Genomic DNA, 19,270 nt, shown 5'->3' on the forward strand with positions numbered 1-19,270 from the left:
GTGGTTTTTGGTTCGTGGCCGATTCACGGTTTTGTCAAGCCACGAAGACGGCAATCGTGGCGTCTTCGCCAAAATTTTGGCGTCTCATAAGAAAATGCCGCGGGAAACGCAACGCGTCCCGCGGCAAAATCGTCGCGAAGCAGAAATTACTGGGCGATATCGACAGCTTCGAAGGTGAAGTCGCCGAGCGGGCTCTGGGTAAAGCCGGTCACGCCCTTGCGCATCGGAACGACGGCGAGGGAGTGGTCGATGGTTGCCCAGGGAGCGTCCTTCTTGAAGATCGCCTGAGCCTGTTCGTAGAGCTTGGTGCGCTCGGCCTGGTCGGAGACGACCTTGGCCTTCTTCACCAGGTCGTCGAACTCCTTGTTGCACCACTGAGCGCGGTTGTTGCCGCCGACGGCGTCGCAACCGAGCAGCGTATCAAGGAAGTTGTCCGGGTCGCCGTTGTCGCCGGTCCAGCCCATGATGGCGGCGCCATCGCGGTTCTTGTCCTTCGAACGCTGCAGGTATTCAGCCCATTCGAAAGAAACGATCTCGACCTTGACGCCGATCTTGGCGAAATCGTCCTGGATGATTTCGGCCGCGCGGCGGGCGTTCAGCATGTAGGGACGCGAAACCGGCATCGCCCAGACCTTCATGGAAAGGTCCTTGACGCCTGCGTCGGCGAGCATCTTCTTGGCCGCTTCGAGGTCGTAGGTGTCGTCCTGGGTCGCCTTGCTGTAGGACCACATGGTCGGCGGGATCGGGTTGACGGCGGGTGTCGCCATGCCCTGGAAGACGGCGTCGACGATCGCCTTCTTGTTGATCGCCTTGTTCAGCGCCTTGCGGACTTCGACCTTGTCGAACGGAGCCTTGGTCGTGTTGTAGGCGAGATAGGCGACGTTCAGGCCTTCCTGCTCCAGAACCTGAAGGTTTGGATCAGCCTTCATGGCCTTCACGTCGGCGGCGTTCGGATACGGCATCAGGTGGCATTCGCCGGCCTTGAGCTTCTGGTAACGAACGGCGGCGTCGGTGGTGATCGCGAAGACGAGGTCGTCGATCTTCGGAGCCGGGCCCCAGAAATCGGCGTTCTTCTTGTAGCGGATGACGGCGTCCTGCTGGTAGCCGACGAAGGTGAACGGACCGGTGCCGACCGGCATCTGGTTCAGCTGTTCCTTCTTGCCGGCCTTGTCGAGGCTGTCGGCATATTCCTTCGACATGATCGAGGCGAACGGCATGGCGAGGTTGGCGAGGAACGGCGCTTCCGGACGGTTGAGCGTGACCTTGACGGTCAGGTCGTCGACCTTCTCGATCGACTTGATGAGCTTCGGAAAGCCCATGCCGTCGGCATATTCCCAGGTCGCGCCGGCAATGTACTTGTTCCAGGCGTTCTTCTCGTCGATCTGGCGGCCGATCGAGAAGACGACGTCGTCGGCGTTCAGGTTGCGGGTCGGCTTGAAGAAGTCGGTCGTCTGGAACTTGACGTTCGGACGCAGCTTGAAGGTGTAGACCGTGCCGTCAGCGGAAATCTCCCAGCTCTGGGCAAGGGCTGCTTCCGGCTGGGTCGTGCCCGGCTTGAACTCGAGCAGGCGGTTGTAGATCGGATGCGCCGAAGCGTCGAAGGTCGTGCCGGCGGTATAGATGCCGGGATCGAAGCCTTCCGGAGAGCCTTCCGAGCAATATACGAAGGTCTTGGCGCTGGCTGCGCTTGCGAAGAATGTTGCCGACAGCAGCGCTGCGGCAAGGGCGAGTTTGTATTTCATTTTTGATCTCCCGATGACCTGTGGCCGGCTTATGTGCCGTGCCCGGTGGATGTCTTCAGCTGGAATGGCGCGTATATAGCGCCCAAAGACTGGTATTCCCGTGTTCACCTCCTGGCCGGCGATATTTCGCTGCGGCCGGCCTTCAAAATGCGTTTCTCCTGGCGGGTCCGCTCCGGCCTTCAGGCCGCGCATGTCCCTCTTGTTCTTTGATCCCGATCAACGGCCTCCCGCCGTATCGGATTTCACGCCCGCTTCATTCTTTAGAAAATTTTCCACAAAATCGGCAAAATCCCCGTGCATTTTTATTAGTTTCGGCGCGTTTCGTAGATTTGCCTGCGGGCCGTGGCGCGGGAGCATAACGATTATGATCCGGTTGTCGAGATACTAACATTCGCGTACCGCTCACATCCGCATTCCCTCCTCCCCCAACCCTCCACAGGACCGGCTTTTGCTGCAATGCCGCATTGCCATCGGCCAGGAATTGGCTACGGTTCTGGCCTTCCGACCAGCATAAATCTATCGAGGCAGTGGTTTCATGACGACAAGCAATTCCAATCTCCCGCTCGTTTGGGATTTCATCGACCGCAAAAAAGAGGTCTTCACGGAACTCGCGGACCGCGTTTGGGAGACGCCGGAAACCTGCTACATGGAAACGCTTTCCGCTGCCGCGCATCGCGAGATGCTGGAGGCTCAGGGCTTCAAGATCACCGAAAACGTCGCCGGAATTCCGACCGCGCTGATCGGCGAGGCGGGCGAGGGCGGCCCGATGATCGCCTTTCTCGGCGAATACGATGCGCTGGCCGGCCTCAGCCAGAAGGCCGGAGTCACCCGGCATGACCCGACGATCCCCGGCACGAACGGCCACGGCTGCGGCCACAATCTTCTCGGCTCCGCGTCGCTGCTGGCGGCGACCGCGCTGAAGGATTGGCTGGAAAAGACCGGCACCCCCGGCCGCGTGCGCTATTACGGCTGCCCGGCGGAAGAAGGCGGCGCCGCCAAGGCGTTCATGGTGCGGGCCGGCGCCTTCGAGGACGTCGACATTGCGATCAGCTGGCATCCGAGCAATTTCGCCGGCGTGCAGCGGGAGACCTCGCTTGCCAACTGCCGGATCGACTTCACCTTCACGGGCCGCGCCGCGCATGCGTCGGCCGTGCCGGAACTCGGCCGCAGCGCGCTCGATGCCGTCGAGCTGATGAGCGTCGGTGTCAATTATATGCGCGAGCACATGCCGTCAGAGAGCCGCATCCACTATGCGGTCCTGGATAGCGGCGGGATCTCGCCGAACGTCGTACAGGCGCATGCCAAGGTGCGTTACGTCGTTCGCTCCGCTGACCTGCCCGGGCTTTTCGCACTGATCGAGCGCGTCAAGAAGGTCGCCGAAGGCGCGGCACTGATGACCGAGACCAAGGTCGAGAGCACGATCCTGGCGGGCGTTTCCAACCTCGTCGTCAATACACCGCTGATGGACGTCATGCAGGACGTCTGGGACAGCATGGGCCCGCCGTCCTTCGACGCCGCTGATATCGAGTTTGCCGAGCAGATCCGTGCGACGCTGACGCCGGAAGACATTGCGGCAAGCTGGAACCAGGAGCGCCTGGAACAGCGGGACGTTCCGCTCGCCGATTTCATCCTGCCGGCTCACACCGAAAACCGCCAGATGGGCGGGTCGACGGATGTCGGCGATGTCAGTTGGGTCGTGCCGACCGTGCAGGCCTATGGCGCGACGCTCGCCATCGGCACCCAGCTTCACACCTGGCAGGTGGTGGCGCAGGGCAAGAGCCCGCTTGCCCACAAGGGCATGGTTTCCGTCGCCAAGGCGATGGCCGCGACCGGACTGGCCGCGATAACAAGCGATCAGCTCCGCGAGGCGGCCTGGGCCGATCTTAAGAAGCGTCGCAAGGGACAGGACTACAAAAGCCCGATCCCGGCCGGCGCCGAACCTCCGGTCGCTGCGATGACGCTGAAGTGAACAAATAAACTGATCGACGCGTCAACTATTTTGAACAGCTGGCCTCTCTGAAAACGGCGATTTGGGCTGTCCAACATCGCCGTTTCCGCCTATGAAATTCATAGACCGTTGCGTGTCTCACAGGAGGTCCGTCGTGACTATTCAGCCCAATTCCATCGAAGCCCGGGACAAGGCTTACCAGCTCCACTCCTACACCAATGCCCGCGCACTGGAGCGCGACGGATCGCTGGTGATCGACCGCGGCGAGGGCATCTATGTCTACGACGTGAACGGCAACAAATATATCGAGGGCATGGCCGGTCTCTGGAGCGTCGGCGTCGGTTTCGGCGAAAGCCGGCTTGTCGAAGCGGCTGCCAAGCAGATGGCCAAGCTCCCCTATTACCATACCTTTACCCTCCGCAGTCACGGCCCGTCGATCGATCTTGCCGAAAAGCTGATCCAGATGGCCCCGGTGCCGATGTCGAAGGCCTATTTCACCAATTCCGGTTCCGAGGCCAACGACACCGCCATGAAGATGGTCTGGTATCGTTCGAACGCGCTCGGCAAGCCGGAAAAGAAGAAGATCATTTCGCGCATCAAGGGCTATCACGGCGTGACGATCGCCAGCGCCAGCCTGACCGGCCTGCCGAACAACCACCGCTCCTTCGACCTGCCGCTCGCCGGCGTCTTCCACACGACCTGCCCGCATTACCGCGCCTTCAAACAGGAAAACGAGACGGAATCGGCCTTCGTCGAGCGTTGTGCCAAGGACCTCGAAGACCTGATCCTCAAGGAAGGCCCGGAAACGGTCGCCGCCTTTATCGGCGAGCCGGTCATGGGTGCGGGCGGCGTCATCGTGCCGCCGGCCGGGTACTGGGATGCGATCCAGAAAGTGCTCAGGAAATACGACATCCTGCTGATCGCCGACGAGGTGATCTGCGGTTTCGGGCGCACCGGCGAGATGTTCGGCACCACGACCTACTCGCTACAGCCGGACATCATGACCCTGTCGAAGCAGATTTCGTCGTCCTACCAGCCGATCTCGGCGCTGCTGATCAACGAGAACGTCTACGGGCCGCTTGCCGACGAATCGGCGAAGATCGGCACGTTCGGCCATGGGGTGACCGCGGCCGGCCATCCGGTCGCCGCTGCGGTCGCGCTGGAAAACCTGGCGATCATCGAGGAACGCGACCTCGTGGGCAACGTCCGGGCGCTTGCACCGAAGTTCCAGGGCCGGCTAAAGGCGCTGGAAAGCCACCCGCTGGCGATCGAAGCGCGCGGCGTCGGCCTCATCGGCGCCCTGGAACTGAAGCCACGCGACGGTTTCGCGGCCGGCCAGCTCGGTCCCAAGCTGCTGGCGATCATGCTCGAAAAGGGCCTGATCTCGCGGGCGATCGGCGACTCGCTGGCGCTCTGCCCGCCGATGATCATCAACGAACAACAGATCGACACGATCTTCGACACGTTCGAAGCCTCGCTCGAAGTCTTCGCGAAGCAACTCGCTGCCTGATACCTCCGGAGCCGCGCTAACCTATTGGTGCGGCTCCGATTGCTCTTCACGCGAGCGCGCCTATATTGCTCGCTATGCTGGATCTCATCGAACCCTATTGGCCGCATATCCTCTTCGTTTTGTCGGTCCTGATGGGGGCCGCAGCTGCGATCCACGCAGCGATGACCAAGGAAGAAGTCCGCTCCGCCATCGGCTGGGTCGGCGTCATCGTTCTGTCTCCGATCATCGGCGCGCTGCTTTATCTGGTGGCGGGGGTAAACCGTATTCGCCGCGCCGTCATCAGCGATCGTCGCGCGCTGCTGCAGGGCGAAATCCGCGCGCACGTGGTTTCCTACGATGCGACCAACGACCTGGTGATCGAGGAGTTCGGGCACCGGTTCCGGGCAATGAAGACGCTCGGCGACCGGGTGACGCGCCACCGGCTGACCACCGGCAATACGATCGTCGCGCTCGATACGGGGGATGAAGCCTATGGGGCGATGCTGAAGGCGATCGCCAAGGCGAAACGCAGCCTCATCCTCGAGACCTATATTTTCGACCGGGACAGGATCGGCATCCGGTTCGCGGAAGCCCTGGTTGCCGCGGTCAAGCGCGGCGTCGAGGTGCGTGTGCTGATCGATGCGGTCGGTGCCAGGTATTCGGTTCCGAGCGTGCTCGGTACGCTCAGAGAGGGCGGGGTCACGGTCGATGTCTTCAACGGCAACGTCATCATGGGCCTGAGACTGCCTTATGCGAACCTGCGCACCCACCGGAAGATCCTGGTGATCGACGGCCGCGTGGCGTTTACCGGCGGCATGAATATCCGTGAAGGGTTCTCGAGCGAATTCAGCGGCAACAAATGTTCGTTCGACACCCATTTCAAGGTAACCGGGCCGGTTGTCGCCGACCTGTTTGCCATTGCCGCCGCCGATTGGCGATATGCCGCCGACGAGGCATTGGAGGGTGCGGCCTGGGCGCTGCAGCCGCCGGAGACGGAGCCCGGTTCGCCGGTCATCATGCGCGCCGTTTCCTCCGGTCCCGACCGCAGCGTCGAGACGAACCACAAGATGCTGATGGGCGCGTTTTCCGTAGCGCGCTCCTCGATCCGCATCGTTTCGCCGTATTTCCTGCCGGACCGCGAGCTGATCACCGCGCTCGTTACCGCTGCCCGGCGCGGGGTGGAGGTCGATATCGTGGTGCCGACCGCCAACAATCTGGTTCTGGTCGATCGGGCGATGACCGCACAGTTTGACCAGATGCTGAAGAACTACTGCCGCATCTGGCGGGCGTCCGGCCCGTTCAACCATTCCAAGCTTCTTGTGATCGACGGGCGCTGGGCCTATGTCGGCTCCTCGAACCTCGATCCGCGATCGCTCCGGCTCAATTTCGAGGTCGATCTCGAAGTCCTGGATTGCCCTTTCGCGGAAGCCCTGGAACGAAGGATAGACCTGGCGATTTCTTCCGCAACCGAAGTGACGCTCGAGGGGTTGATGGCAAGACCCTTCCTCGTGCGTCTCATCGAGCGCGTGCTCTGGCTGGGATCGCCCTACCTCTAGTTGCTGGATAGATAGATCGCTTGCCCTATAAATTTCATTGATCGGCGAATAGTCAAAAGAACCATGCGGGAAAAACGTCCCAACCTTCCGAAAAGCATTCTGGCTTCCATCCGGGCCCGCAGGAACCGCGGCGCCGGAACGCATGAGGGGCTTGAACGCGGGCACGGCATGCTGATCGCCTCCTACAACGTGCACAAATGCGTCGGCATCGACGGCAGGTTCGATCCCGCCCGCACCAGCCATGTGATCCGCGAGATCGGCGCCGATGTGATCGCGCTGCAGGAAGCGGATTCCCGGTTCGGCGAGCGGCGCGGCCTGCTCGACCTCGCCTGGATGGAGCGGGAGACGGGGCTTTTCCCGGTGCCCGTTTCCGGTGTCGCCAAGGCGCATGGCTGGCATGGCAATGTGATCCTCTTTCGCGAAGGCCTGGTGCGCGACGTTCATCAGGTCAAACTGCCGGGGCTCGAGCCGCGCGGTGCCTTGATCACCGAACTGGAGCTCAAGGACGGTAGCGCATTCCGGATCATCGCGGCCCATCTCGGCCTGCTCAACCGTTCGCGCCAGCAGCAGGCCCGCATGATCCTCGACATCCTGCGGTCGCGTGACGAGCAGCCGACCGTTCTGATGGGCGATCTCAACGAATGGCGGCTTGGCGACCGCTCTTCCCTGAACACGCTTGCCACCGTTTTCGGTCTCCCGGCTGCGGTGCCGAGCTTCCCCTCGCGCCTGCCTGTCCTGGCGCTCGACCGCATCATGGCGAACCAGCCCGGGCTGATCGATGCCGTCGAAACCCATGACAGCCCGCTTGCGCGGCTTGCCTCCGACCACCTGCCCATCAAGGCGGTGGTGAAGCTCGGTTCCGCGCCGCTTTCCCAAGAGGCGGAAGCCGGCTGAACCGATCCTCTTCCGGTCTTTACCGAAACGGAAACCGCCGATAGGCTTGTGGCCTCACCGCCTCGCCCTCCGAACGGAATTTCCCGCATGACCGATATCGCCATGATCGAAGCCGCCCGTGCCCGTCTCGATGGCTACGTGCGCCGCACGCCGCTGTTATCCTCGCCCTTCCTCGACGAAATCGCCGGGCGGCGCATCTTCGTCAAGCCGGAATGCCTGCAGCACACCGGTTCGTTCAAGTTTCGCGGTGCCTGGTCGGCGATCTCGGCGCTGTCGCCCGATGTCCGGGCCAAGGGCGTGCTCGCCTTCTCGTCCGGCAACCATGCCCAGGGCGTGGCGCTGGCGGCGAAGATGCACGGCGTTCCGAGCGTGATCATCATGCCGTCCGATGCGCCGCGCATCAAGATCGAGAATACCCGCGCCTATGGCGCCGACGTCGTTCTTTATGACCGCCTCAACGAGGATCGCGATGTGATCGGCGCGCGGCTGTCGCAGGAGCGCGGCCTGACGCTGATCAAGCCGTTCGACGAACCGCTGGTGATCGCCGGCCAGGGCACGACCGGGCTCGAAATCGCCGAACAGGCCAGGGAAGAGGGTATCGAGAAGGCCGACGTGCTGGTGCCGACGGGGGGCGGCGGCTTCATTTCCGGTGTCGCGCTGGCATTGAACGCCAAGGCGCCCGGTTTTGTCGTACACCCTTGCGAGCCGAAAGGCTTCGACGATGTGACACGTTCGCTGGCGTCCGGAAAGATCGAGCGAAATGCGAGCCAGGGCGGCTCGCTCTGCGATGCGATCGTCACGCCGCAGCCCGGCAACATCACCTTCCCGATCATGTCGAAGCTCTGCGGCGAGGGCCTTGTGGTGACCGACGACGAAGCGCTGCATGCGGTGGCGCTCGCTTTCAGCCGGTTGAAGATCGTCGTGGAACCCGGCGGCGCGGTGGCATTGGCGGCCGCTCTTTTCCATGGCGAGACGCTGGGCGATACCGTGATTGCGGTCTGCTCGGGCGGCAATATTGACCCCGACATTTTCCGTCTGGCGCTGGATCGTTTTGGCGCCTGAGGGGCTCGCAATCGGCTTGGGTATAATAAACCGTTAAATACGCGGATGGGGCGTTAAGAAAAAAGGATTTTCTACGGAACTGGTGGATGCTTGGAACATTATCTCTATCGGGTTGGTAGAGATAAGCTAGCATAGGGTCAACGTCCGAAAAGGGCGAAAGCAGAACCCGGGAGACATCCATGCGTCACATCGAGCATCAGACACGGTCTTTCCCAGCTCGCGGCTTTGCGGGCAAATGGCAATGGGCGGCGAACACGGCCCTGGTGACGGCAGCCTTCATCTTTGTCGGCGCCGTGACGCTCGGCCTTTTCCCATAAGGCCTTCGGGCTTCGCCTTTTTGAAACTCGGGCTTGGTCCTCCCAAGGCCGAAAACACCTCCCGCGCTTCGCTGCGCGGGAGGTGTTTTCGTTTAAGGGCCTATTTCACCGGCAGATAGGCTTCGGCAAGCTCCACCCAGAAGCTCGTTCCGATCGGCAGCGCGTCGTCGTTGAAGTCGAAGCGCGGGTGGTGCAGCGGCGGGTCGTTGTCGGTACGCCTGGTGCCGAGCAGGAAATAGGTGCCCGGCCGCTCCGCCAGCATATAGGCAAAGTCCTCGGCGCCCATGGACGGGCGGGGCAGGTCGACGACCTTGTCCTCGCCGACGACACGACGGGCGAGATCGCGGACGAAATCCGTTTCCGCCTTGTGGTTGATGGTCGCCTCGTAACCGCGCTTGTAGTCAAGCGTGACGCTCATGCCGTAGCTGGCGGCCTGGCCTTCGGCGACCATGCGGATACGCCTTTCCAGCTCGTTGCGGACGTCCGGGTCGAAGGAACGGATGGTGAGCAGCATTTCCGCCCGCTCGGGAATGACGTTGCTGGCCATGCCGGCATGGAAGGCGCCGACGGTGATGACCATCTGGTCGAGCGGGTGGATGTTGCGCGAGGCGATCGTCTGCAGCGCCATGATGATGCTCGCGCCGCAGACGATCGGATCCGACGTATCCTGGGGCTCGGCGCCATGGCCGCCGCGGCCGTTGACCGTGATGCGGCATTCGTCGACCGCCGCCATCATCGGACCTTCCTTCACGCCGATCTGGCCAAAGGGCAGGCTGGGGTCGTTATGCAGGCCGAAGACGGCATCGCAAGGGAAGCGCTCGAAGAGGCCGTCCTCGATCATCAGCCTGGCGCCGCCGAAATTCTCCTCCGCCGGCTGGAAGATCAGGTGGATCGTGCCGTCGAAATTCTTCCTCTCGGCAAGGATCTTGGCGGCGCCCAGCAGCATGGCGGTGTGGCCGTCATGGCCGCAGGCATGCATCAGGCCCTTGTTCTTGCTGGCATATTCCGCACCGGTTTCTTCCTCGATCGGCAACGCGTCCATGTCGGCCCGGATGCCGATCGACCGGCCGCCGGTGCCGTTCCTGAGGGTCGCGACAACGCCCGTCCTGCCGAGGCCGCGGGTGACTTCATATCCGAGATCGGTGAGTTGCCTGGCGACGAAATCGGATGTGTTGAACTCGGACAGCCCGAGTTCCGGATATTGATGAAGGTAACGGCGGGTGGCCACCACGTCGGCCATGTCATTGGAAAGCTGGATCGTCATTGCTCAAAACACCGAAAGTTCGATTGGATTGGTTGCGGGCCGCGACGAGATCGCCCTTGCATGATGAGATGAATAGCAGCGCCGCCTTTGAAAGGTAACCCTCGGCGTTTAATTTCCCCCGGTTCGGCTGTCGCAAGACGTTCAGGCGCGGTTGTTGCACAAGTGTGGAATTCCTCGAATTATCAATGGCCTGCTTCCGTTCAGGTTCCATTCAGGCTAGGCTCGATAGAGCCGAAACATGTGTCAATCCGCAGGAAGTGAGCAATAGATTCCAGTCAGTCGTTTGCAATATCCGGACTGCTCTCTATTTCCCATCCTCGCGGGTTTGCATCCGGCCGGTCACCATAATCCAAATGATGACTGGCGCTTCCGATGCAGGCCGAGTAAGGCGAGGCCGACAAACCCTTAGAGTTTTCAGCAGAAGCCCGTATCCATGTCATTTCACACTCCGCCGTCAGCTTCCTCGCGCGAAACCGAAGCCAAGCAGATCGATCACAACGATTCGATCCGCTCGACCTATTTCAACATCGATGCATTGAGGGAATGCGGCGAGAAACTCGGCAAGGAGGGTACGCCCAGCTTGCCGGGCCTGATGGAATTCGAGTTCTTCAAGCGGCATCATGAAAACGAGAAGGAAATCCTGCGGGTCTATCGGGCGACCGCTACCGACGTCGATGCCGGGGCGTCGATCACGCCTGCCGCCGAATGGCTGCTCGACAACTATTACATAGCCGAAGAGGCGATCCAGGAAGTCCGCCGCGACTTCCCGAAAAAATTCTTCCGCCAGTTGCCCACGATGAAGGTGGGCGGCCAGGAATTGCCGCGTGTGCTGGTGCTCGCCTGGCTCTATGTCGCCCATACGCACAGCAGCGTTTCCCGCGAGGCGCTGGCCGCCATGGTCCAAGGTTTCCAGGTCAAGGAACCGCTCGAGATCGGCGAACTCTGGGCGCTGCCCTCTTTCATCCGTTTCGTGCTGATCGAGAACCTGCGCCGCATCGCGACCCGCGTCGATCGCTCGCGCAACATGCGCCGCCGCGCCAACGAGACGGCCGACGAGATCATCCGTCTCAATAACGAGGAGGCGAGCGCCGATGTCCTGAAGGGCATCGAGAACCTGACGAACGACAATACGTTCACGGCGCAGTTCCTCTATCGCCTTCGCAACGCCTCGCAGACTTCGGGTTTTGCCGTCGCCTGGCTGGAGCAGCGTCTCGAACAGGCGGGCACCGACGTCGAAGAGGTGATGCTCGCCGAGCAGAACCGCCTTTCGTCCGGCAACGTGACGATGGGCAACATCATCAAGAGCCTGCGCGAGATCGACGATACGGAATGGAGCGTCTGGTTCGAAGACGTCTCGCAGATCGACAAGATCTTCCGCGAGCGCACCGATTATCAGGCGCTCGATTTCGGCTCGCGCAACGCCTATCGCAACCGTATCGAACAGATTGCCCGCCGTTCCCGCAAGAGCGAGGCCGAGGTTGCGGAAGCTGCCATCCAGCTCGCCGAAAAAGCGGCGGCGGAAGAAAATGCCGATCCGCGCGAGACCAATGTCGGAGCTTTCGTCGTCGGCCGCCGCCGGCGGGAGCTGGAAGCGGCAGTCGGTTACAATCTGCTGTTCGTCCAAAGGGTTGTCCGCCTCGTCCGCCGCCTCAACTGGTTCGCGATCGCCGGCCCCGTCATCCTCATCACCGTGCTCGCCATGGCGATTGCAGGCTGGTTCCTGGTGCAGGCGGATATTCCGCTGCCGGTCGTCTTCTTCTTCCTGCTGATGTTCGCGCTGCCGGCTTCCGAAGGCGCGACGGGCCTGTTCAATACGCTGGTCACCTATGTGGTGAGACCGGCCCGGCTGGTCGGCTACGAATTCAAGGAAGGTGTTCCGGAAGCGGCGAGGACGCTGGTCGCCGTACCCTGCCTGATCACAGACCGGGATACCGTGGACGAACTCGTCCGAAACCTCGAGGTCCACTATCTCGCCAATCCGCATGGCGAGATCTATTTCTCGCTGCTCAGCGACTGGCGCGACAGCAAGTTCGAGGAGACCGATACCGACCTCGAAATCCTCGACTATGCGAAGCGCGAGATCGCGGCGCTCAACGCCAAGTATGGGGAAGACGGCAAGACGCGCTTCTATCTGCTGCATCGCCGCCGTCTGTTCAATCCGAACGAAGGCGCATGGATGGGCTGGGAGCGCAAGCGCGGCAAGCTGCATGAGCTCAACATGCTGCTGCGCGGTGATCGCGACACCAGCTATCTTCCGGGTGCCAATATCGTTCCGTCGAACGTCCAATACGTCATGACGCTCGATGCCGATACGCGCCTGATGCGCGATGCGGTGACCAAGCTTGTCGGCAAGATGCACCACCCGATCAACCAGCCGGTTCTCGATCCGAAAACCAACCGCGTCGTCCATGGCTATGGCCTGATGCAGCCGCGCGTGACGCCGTCCTTGACGACCGGCAAGGAAGCCTCCGTCTTCCAGCGCGTCTTCTCCGTCGGCCGCGGCCTCGACCCTTACGTCTTCACCGTCTCCGACGTCTATCAGGACCTGACGGGCGAAGGCAGCTTCACCGGCAAGGGCCTCTATCACGTCGATGCCTTCGAGGCTTCGCTGAAAGGTCGGATCGACGAGAATTCGGTGCTCTCGCATGACTTGCTCGAAGGTTCGTTCGCACGTTGCGCCCTCATCACCGACGTGGAACTGGTCGAGGACTTTCCGGTCCGCTACGAGGTTGAAGTCTCGCGTCAGCATCGCTGGGCCCGCGGCGACTGGCAGCTCCTGCCTTATATCCTCGATCCCAAGCGGGGCGTGACCGCGCTCGGCCGTTGGAAGATGGTCGACAACCTGCGCCGGTCGTTGACCCCGATCGCCTGGTTCTTCGCTTCCGTGCTTGGCTGGTACTTCATGGATCCGCTCGGCGCGCTGATCTGGCAGATCCTGCTGATCTTCTCGCTGTTCGTCGCGCCGACCCTCAGCCTGGTCACCGGCCTGTTGCCGGGCTCCACCGACATCGTCCCGGGCGCGCATTTCTATTCCGTCTGGTCGGACATGCGTTCCGCCAATGCGCAGGTCGCGCTCCGCGTCGTCTTCATCGCGGATTCCGCCTGCATCATGACCGACGCGATCGCCCGGTCTCTCTACCGCCTGTTCTTCAGCCGCAAGCTGATGCTGGAATGGCGCACGGCCGCTTCGATCCAGTCGAGCGCGCAAGGGAGCCCGCAGGATTACTACAAGACGATGTGGCATGCGCCGGCGATTGCCGTGCTCAGCATCATCCTGTCGGCCATGCCGGGCGACAATGCGTTCCTGGTCGGCATCCCGTTCGCCGTGCTGTGGATTTTCTCGCCGCTCGTTGCCTGGTATGTCAGCCAGTCGGCCGAGACCGAAGACCGGCTGTTCGTGCCGGAGCCCGTGTCCGTCGAACTGCGCAAGATCGCCCGCCGCACCTGGCGGTATTTCGAGACCTTCGTGACCGCGGAGCAGAACTACCTGCCGCCGGACAATTTCCAGGAGAAGCCTAACCCGGTCATCGCCAAGCGCACGTCGCCGACCAATATCGGCGTCTACCTGCTGTCGACGATCTCGGCGCGGCATTTCGGCTGGATCAGCTTCACCGACACGGTCGAGCGCATCGAGCAGACGATCTCGGCGGTTGAAAGAGCCGACAAGTTCCGCGGCCACATGTACAACTGGTATCATACCGATACCCTGCAGCCGCTGATGCCTCGCTACGTCTCGTCGGTCGACAGCGGCAACTTCGCCGGCCACCTGATCGCCATCTCGTCGGCCTTGCGCATCTGGGCCGAGGCTCCTTCCGCGCACCTCCAGGGCAATCTCGACGGCATCGGCGACGTTTCCGGCATCCTGGCCGAAACGCTGAAGGCTCTGCCGGACGATCGCAAGACCGTGCGCCCGCTGCGCCGCCGTCTGGAAGAACGTATCGTCGGCTTCGGCAACGCGCTTGCCGCGGTGAAGCGCGAGCATGAATTCGCATCGATCCGGATCATCAACCTCGCCGTGCTTGCCCGCGATATCCAGAAGCTCGCGGTCAACCTCGACCAGGAAGTCCGTTCGGCGCAGAGCGACGAAGTCACCCGCTGGACCGCGTCTCTCGTCGCTGCCTGCGAGGCGCATATCGCCGACAGCGTCTTCGACAATGCCAATATCGAATCGCTGCGGGAGCGGCTCGGCGTGTTGCGCGACCGAACCCGCCGCCTCGCTTTCGCGATGGATTTCAGCTTCCTGTTCCGCAAGGAGCGCCGCCTTCTGTCGATCGGTTATCGTGTCGAAACCAACGAGATCGACGAAGCCTGCTATGACCTGCTCGCATCCGAAGCGCGTCTGACCAGCCTGTTCGGGATTGCCAAGGGTGACCTGCCGACCGAGCACTGGTACAAGCTCGGCCGCCAGGTGGTGCCGATCGGTGCGCGAGGTGCTCTGGTTTCCTGGTCCGGCTCGATGTTCGAATACCTCATGCCGCCGCTCGTCATGCAGGAGCGCCAGGGGGGCATCCTCAATCAGACCAACAATCTGATCGTGAAGGAACAGATGAACCACGGCCGCCGCCTCGGCACGCCATGGGGCATCTCGGAGGCGGCGTTCAACGCTCTCGACCATCAGATGTACTACCAATATTCGAACTTCGGGGTGCCGACGCTCGGCCTCAAGCGCGGTCTCGGGCAGAACGCCGTCATCGCTCCCTATGCGTCGATCCTGGCCAGCCAGTACGACCCGATCGCTGCCTCTGAAAACCTCACCGAACTGCGCTCGCTCGGAGCGCTCGGGGTGTTCGGCTTCTACGACGCGGTGGACTTCACGCCGACCCGCGTACCGGAAGGCAAGCGCTACGCGGTGGTGTTCAACTACTATGCCCACCACCACGGCATGTCGATCGCCGCGATCGCCAACGTCGTGATGAACGGCCTGCTGCGCGAGCTCTTCCATTCCGACCCGACCATCGAGGCTGCCGAACTGCTGCTGCAGGAAAAGGCGCCGCGCGATATTCCGGTGATGAGCGCCAAGCACGAAGAGACCCCCGGCAAGGGCCAGGGCGAACTGTTGCGTTCGGAAATCCGCACCATCACCAACCCGGCCACCAAGGACCGGGAACTGGTGCTGCTCTCCAACGGCCACTACTCGGTCATGCTCACCGCGACCGGCTCCGGATATTCCCGCTGGAACGGGCTGTCTGTCGCCCGCTGGAAGCCCGATCCGACCGAAGATCGCTGGGGCCAGTTCCTGTTCCTGCGCGACACCACGACCGGCGAATGGTGGTCCGCCACCGCCGAGCCGCGTCGGATCGAAGGCGAAAAGACAAGGGCGATCTTCTCCGACGAACGGGCGGAATTCCACAAGACGATCGGCGACCTCACGAGCACGGTCGAATGCATCGTCGCCAGCGAACACGATGCCGAAGGCCGCCGCCTGACGCTGCTCAACATGGGTACGGAGGATCGCTTCATCGAAGTGACCTCCTATATGGAACCCGTGCTGACCACCGAGGACGACGACAACGCCCATCCGGTCTTCCAGCGGATGTTCGTCCGCACGGAAATCGGCCGCCGCGGCGACGTCATCCGCGCCTGGCGCAACAAGCGCGCGCCGAACGAGCCGGACATGGTGATCGCCCATCTGGCCGCCGACAACGCCGGTTCGGCTCGCCCGACCGAATTCGAGACAGATCGCCGCAAGTTCCTCGGCCGCGGCCGCACGCTTTCGGAAGCTGCTGCCTTCGATCCCGGCGCGACCCTGTCGGGCACCGACGGCTTCACGCTCGACCCGATCCTGTCGCTTCGCCGCGTCGTGCGCGTGCCGGCCGGCAAGAAGGTGAGCGTCATCTTCTGGACGATCGCCGCACCCAGGCGCGAAGAGCTCGACCAGGCGATCGAACGTTATCGCCATCCGGATGCCTTCCAGACCGAGCTCACGCAGGCCTGGACGCGCACGCAGGTACAGATGCGCCATCTCGGCGTCTCGTCGCAGGATGCGGCGGCGTTCCAGCACCTGGCGCGCTATCTCATCTATCCGGACATGCAGCTGCGCGCCGACCAGGCGACCATACACGCAGGCATGCAGCAGCAGTCGTCGCTCTGGCCCTCGTCTGTTTCGGGGGACTTCCCGATCTTCACGCTGCGCATCAACGACGACAACGACATGCCGGTTGCCAAGGAAGCGATGAGCGCCCAGGAATATCTGCGCTCGCGCGGCGTCGTCACCGATCTCGTAATCTTCAACGAGCGGGCGGCCTCCTACGCGCAGGAGATGCAGCAGGCGCTCGAACATCTTTCCGAGAGCGCCCGCCGCCTCAGCCAGCAGGAAGGCCAGCGCCAGCATGTCTTCTCGCTGCGCCGCGACATCATGGACGACGAGGGTTCGGAAGGCCTGATCGCCGCATCCCGCGTGGTTCTGCACGCCCGCAACGGCAAGATCAGCGACCAGCTCAACCGCACGGCAACGATCTTCGCACCGCCGAAGGACCAGCAGATCGAGGTCGATCGTCGTCCGCTGCTGAACGGCGAGATATTCCAGCCTCCGGCTCCGATCGAGGCACCGGCGGATCTCGAGTTCTGGAACGGTTTCGGCGGTTTCACCAAGGACGGCAGCGAATATGTGGTGCGCCTGCACGGCGGCCAGTCGACGCCGCAGCCGTGGATCAACATCATATCCAACGACAAGTTCGGCTTCCACATTTCGGCGGAAGGGTCAGGCTTCACCTGGGCCAAGAATTCCCGCGACTACCAGCTGACGACCTGGACCAACGACATGGTCATCAACCGTCCCGGCGAGGCATTCTACATCGCCGACCGGGATAACGGCGCCGTCATGACGCCGTTCGCGGTCCTGTCGCGCAAGCCGGAGGTTAAGTTCGAAGCCCGGCACGGCCTTGGCTATTCGGTCTTTTCGAGCGAGGAAGAAGGCCTGAAGATCAGGCTGACCCAGACGGTCGATCGGACGCGGGCGGTAAAGCTCTCATCCATCCTTCTCCACAACGGCGGTTCGGAAACCCGCAGGCTGCGCATCTACGGTTATGTGGAATGGCTGCTCGGCGCCAATCCGGCTCGCTCCATCCCGTTCATTCTCTCCAGCCGCGACGAGGAAACGGGGACGCTTTTCGCCACCAATTCCTACAGCATCGACTACCGCCGCTTTGCCTTCATGGGCATGAAGGAGACGCCGGTCGGCTTCACGGCGAGCCGCCGCGAATTCATCGGCCGTTTCGGTTCGGTCCAGATGCCGGCGGCTGTGATGTCCGCTTCGGCGCTCAGCAACGCCCTCGATCTCGACGGCGACCCCTGCGCGGCACTCGCCTACGACATCGAGCTTGCGCCGGGCGAAGAGAAGACGGTCACCTTCTATCTCGGCGATGCCGATACGAAGGAAGAGGCGCAGGCGCTGGCGGCCCAGCTGCGCGGCGAGGAGTTCGCTCCGATCCTCGAGGCGAACCGCGACTTCTGGACCGGCTTTACCGGCCGCCTGAAGATCTCGACGCCTGACAAGTCGCTCGACAACATGGTCAACCACTGGCTGCCCTACCAGGCGCTCGGCTGCCGCATCATGGCCCGGACCGCCTTCTACCAGGCATCCGGCGCCTTCGGCTTCCGTGACCAGCTGCAGGATACGTTGGCCTTCCTGGTGCACGAGCCGTCGCTCGCCCGCCGCCAGATTGTCAACGCGGCTTCGCGGCAGTTCAAGGAAGGCGATGTGCTGCACTGGTGGCTGCCCGGCTCCGGCGCCGGCGTCCGGACGATGATCTCCGACGACGTCGTCTGGCTTGCCTACGGTATCCACCAGTATGTCTCGGTAACAGGCGACGCATCGCTGCTCGACGAGGAGCTGGCGTTCATCGACGGTCCGGTGCTCGAAAAGAACAAGCACGACTCCTTCATCCAGCCGACGGTCTCGACCGAGACCGCCACCATCTACGAGCATGCTGCAAGGGCGCTGGACCTGGCGATCACCCGCACCGGCGACAAGGGCCTGCCGCTCATCCTCGGGGGCGACTGGAACGACGGCATGAACCGCGTCGGCATCGGTGGCCGCGGCATGAGCGTCTGGCTCGGCTGGTTCCTGGCCGCGGCGCTGCGCAACTTCCTGCCCTATGCGGAGGCCCGCAAGGACAAGAAGCGCATCCAGCGCTGGACGGATCATATCGAGACGCTCAAGCAGGCGCTCGAAAAGGCCGGCTGGGACGGTACCTACTATCGCCGTGGCTATTTCGACGACGGCTCACCGCTCGGCTCGAGCACCAGCGACGAATGCCGCATCGATTCGCTTGCCCAGTCCTGGAGCGTGCTCTCGGGCGAAGGCGATCCGGAACGCGCCGCCCAGGCCATGGATGCAGTGCTCGAAAAGCTGGTCGACAGCCAAGCCGGCATTATCCGGCTCTTCACGCCGCCGTTCCAGGATACCCGCAAGGACCCGGGCTATATCAAGGCCTATCCGCCGGGGATTCGCGAAAACGGCGGCCAGTACACCCATGCGGCGATCTGGGTCGTCCTGGCGCTGACAGCGCTGAAGCGGGGCGACGATGCCTGGAAGTGCTTCCAGATGCTGAACCCGATCAACCATGCGCTGGACCGCGACTCGGCCGAAACCTATCGCGTCGAACCCTATGTCGTCGCGGCAGATGTCTACGGTCACGGTTCCCATACGGGGCGCGGCGGCTGGACCTGGTATACGGGTTCTGCTGGCTGGCTCTACCGCGCGGCGACCGAGGGCATTCTCGGTATCCGCCGCCAGGGCGACCGGCTGTTCGTCAATCCGGCCCTGCCGAGCGACTGGGATGGCTTCACTGCCGAACTGACCATCGACGACACGGTGCACAAGATCGCCGTCGAGGGCGGTAAGGTCACCATCGACGGTCAGGCAGTCAATGAAACGGAAGGTTTCCTCCTCGGCGGAGCCGTGGCCAAGCGTCTGCCGGAACCGGCCAGTAGCTGAGCCTTCGGTCGACCCGGGAAACTGAAACCGACAAAAGAAAACCCGCCGCCATGCAAATGG

General features: G+C 62.5%; 9 protein-coding genes. 7 read left to right on the forward strand and 2 right to left on the reverse strand.

The window, feature by feature from the left end; translation table 11 throughout:
* Positions 1-146: 146 nt before the first annotated feature.
* Positions 147-1,742: an ABC transporter substrate-binding protein gene (locus tag ACZ9EJ_RS19965; RefSeq protein WP_046640195.1), complete on the reverse strand. Its 1,596-nt coding sequence runs from the start codon at positions 1,740-1,742 to the stop codon at positions 147-149.
* A 535-nt stretch (positions 1,743-2,277) separates the two neighbouring features.
* Here ACZ9EJ_RS19965 and ACZ9EJ_RS19970 point away from each other — a divergent pair.
* The 6 genes from ACZ9EJ_RS19970 to ACZ9EJ_RS19995 all read left to right on the forward strand — a co-directional run bounded on the left by ACZ9EJ_RS19970 (position 2,278) and on the right by ACZ9EJ_RS19995 (position 9,008).
* Complete coding sequence (locus tag ACZ9EJ_RS19970) at positions 2,278-3,711, forward strand: M20 family metallopeptidase (protein ID WP_046640194.1); 1,434 nt, start codon at positions 2,278-2,280, stop codon at positions 3,709-3,711.
* Positions 3,712-3,844: 133 nt separating this feature from the next.
* On the forward strand, positions 3,845-5,200 hold the full coding sequence (locus ACZ9EJ_RS19975) for an aspartate aminotransferase family protein (RefSeq protein WP_046640193.1): 1,356 nt from the start codon (positions 3,845-3,847) through the stop codon (positions 5,198-5,200).
* Positions 5,201-5,274: 74 nt separating this feature from the next.
* Complete coding sequence (cls, locus tag ACZ9EJ_RS19980) at positions 5,275-6,735, forward strand: cardiolipin synthase (RefSeq protein WP_046631682.1); 1,461 nt, start codon at positions 5,275-5,277, stop codon at positions 6,733-6,735.
* A gap of 63 nt (positions 6,736-6,798) precedes the next feature.
* Positions 6,799-7,629 (forward strand): endonuclease/exonuclease/phosphatase family protein, encoded by an 831-nt coding sequence (locus ACZ9EJ_RS19985; RefSeq protein WP_046631684.1) that lies wholly within the window; start codon positions 6,799-6,801, stop codon positions 7,627-7,629.
* Between the two features lie 87 nt (positions 7,630-7,716).
* Positions 7,717-8,691, forward strand: coding sequence for a threonine ammonia-lyase (locus tag ACZ9EJ_RS19990; RefSeq protein WP_046640192.1), 975 nt, complete (start codon positions 7,717-7,719; stop codon positions 8,689-8,691).
* Positions 8,692-8,870: 179 nt separating this feature from the next.
* The gene (locus tag ACZ9EJ_RS19995) at positions 8,871-9,008 is read left to right on the forward strand and encodes a hypothetical protein (RefSeq protein WP_210013146.1); all 138 of its coding nucleotides are present in this window, start codon (positions 8,871-8,873) and stop codon (positions 9,006-9,008) included.
* A gap of 100 nt (positions 9,009-9,108) precedes the next feature.
* Here ACZ9EJ_RS19995 and ACZ9EJ_RS20000 read toward each other — a convergent pair whose 3' ends face one another.
* Complete coding sequence (locus tag ACZ9EJ_RS20000; RefSeq protein ID WP_046631688.1) at positions 9,109-10,272, reverse strand: M20 aminoacylase family protein; 1,164 nt, start codon at positions 10,270-10,272, stop codon at positions 9,109-9,111.
* A gap of 433 nt (positions 10,273-10,705) precedes the next feature.
* Here ACZ9EJ_RS20000 and ACZ9EJ_RS20005 point away from each other — a divergent pair, with 433 nt between their 5' ends.
* The gene (locus tag ACZ9EJ_RS20005; RefSeq protein WP_046640191.1) at positions 10,706-19,210 is read left to right on the forward strand and encodes a glycoside hydrolase family 94 protein; all 8,505 of its coding nucleotides are present in this window, start codon (positions 10,706-10,708) and stop codon (positions 19,208-19,210) included.
* Positions 19,211-19,270: the final 60 nt, after the last annotated feature.

The sequence above is a fragment of the Neorhizobium sp. USDA 3394 genome, assembly GCF_056280385.1.

Excerpts from the sequence above, each read along its gene's own strand:
- ACZ9EJ_RS20000 (WP_046631688.1), bottom strand. The coding sequence starts at position 10,272 with ATGACGATCCAGCTTTCCAATGACATGGCCGACGTGGTGGCCACCCGC.
- ACZ9EJ_RS19970 (WP_046640194.1), top strand. The coding sequence starts at position 2,278 with ATGACGACAAGCAATTCCAATCTCCCGCTCGTTTGGGATTTCATCGAC.
- ACZ9EJ_RS19985 (WP_046631684.1), top strand. The coding sequence starts at position 6,799 with ATGCGGGAAAAACGTCCCAACCTTCCGAAAAGCATTCTGGCTTCCATC.
- ACZ9EJ_RS20005 (WP_046640191.1), top strand. The coding sequence starts at position 10,706 with ATGTCATTTCACACTCCGCCGTCAGCTTCCTCGCGCGAAACCGAAGCC.
- cls (WP_046631682.1), top strand. The coding sequence starts at position 5,275 with ATGCTGGATCTCATCGAACCCTATTGGCCGCATATCCTCTTCGTTTTG.
- ACZ9EJ_RS19990 (WP_046640192.1), top strand. The coding sequence starts at position 7,717 with ATGACCGATATCGCCATGATCGAAGCCGCCCGTGCCCGTCTCGATGGC.
- ACZ9EJ_RS19965 (WP_046640195.1), bottom strand. The coding sequence starts at position 1,742 with ATGAAATACAAACTCGCCCTTGCCGCAGCGCTGCTGTCGGCAACATTC.
- ACZ9EJ_RS19995 (WP_210013146.1), top strand. The coding sequence starts at position 8,871 with ATGCGTCACATCGAGCATCAGACACGGTCTTTCCCAGCTCGCGGCTTT.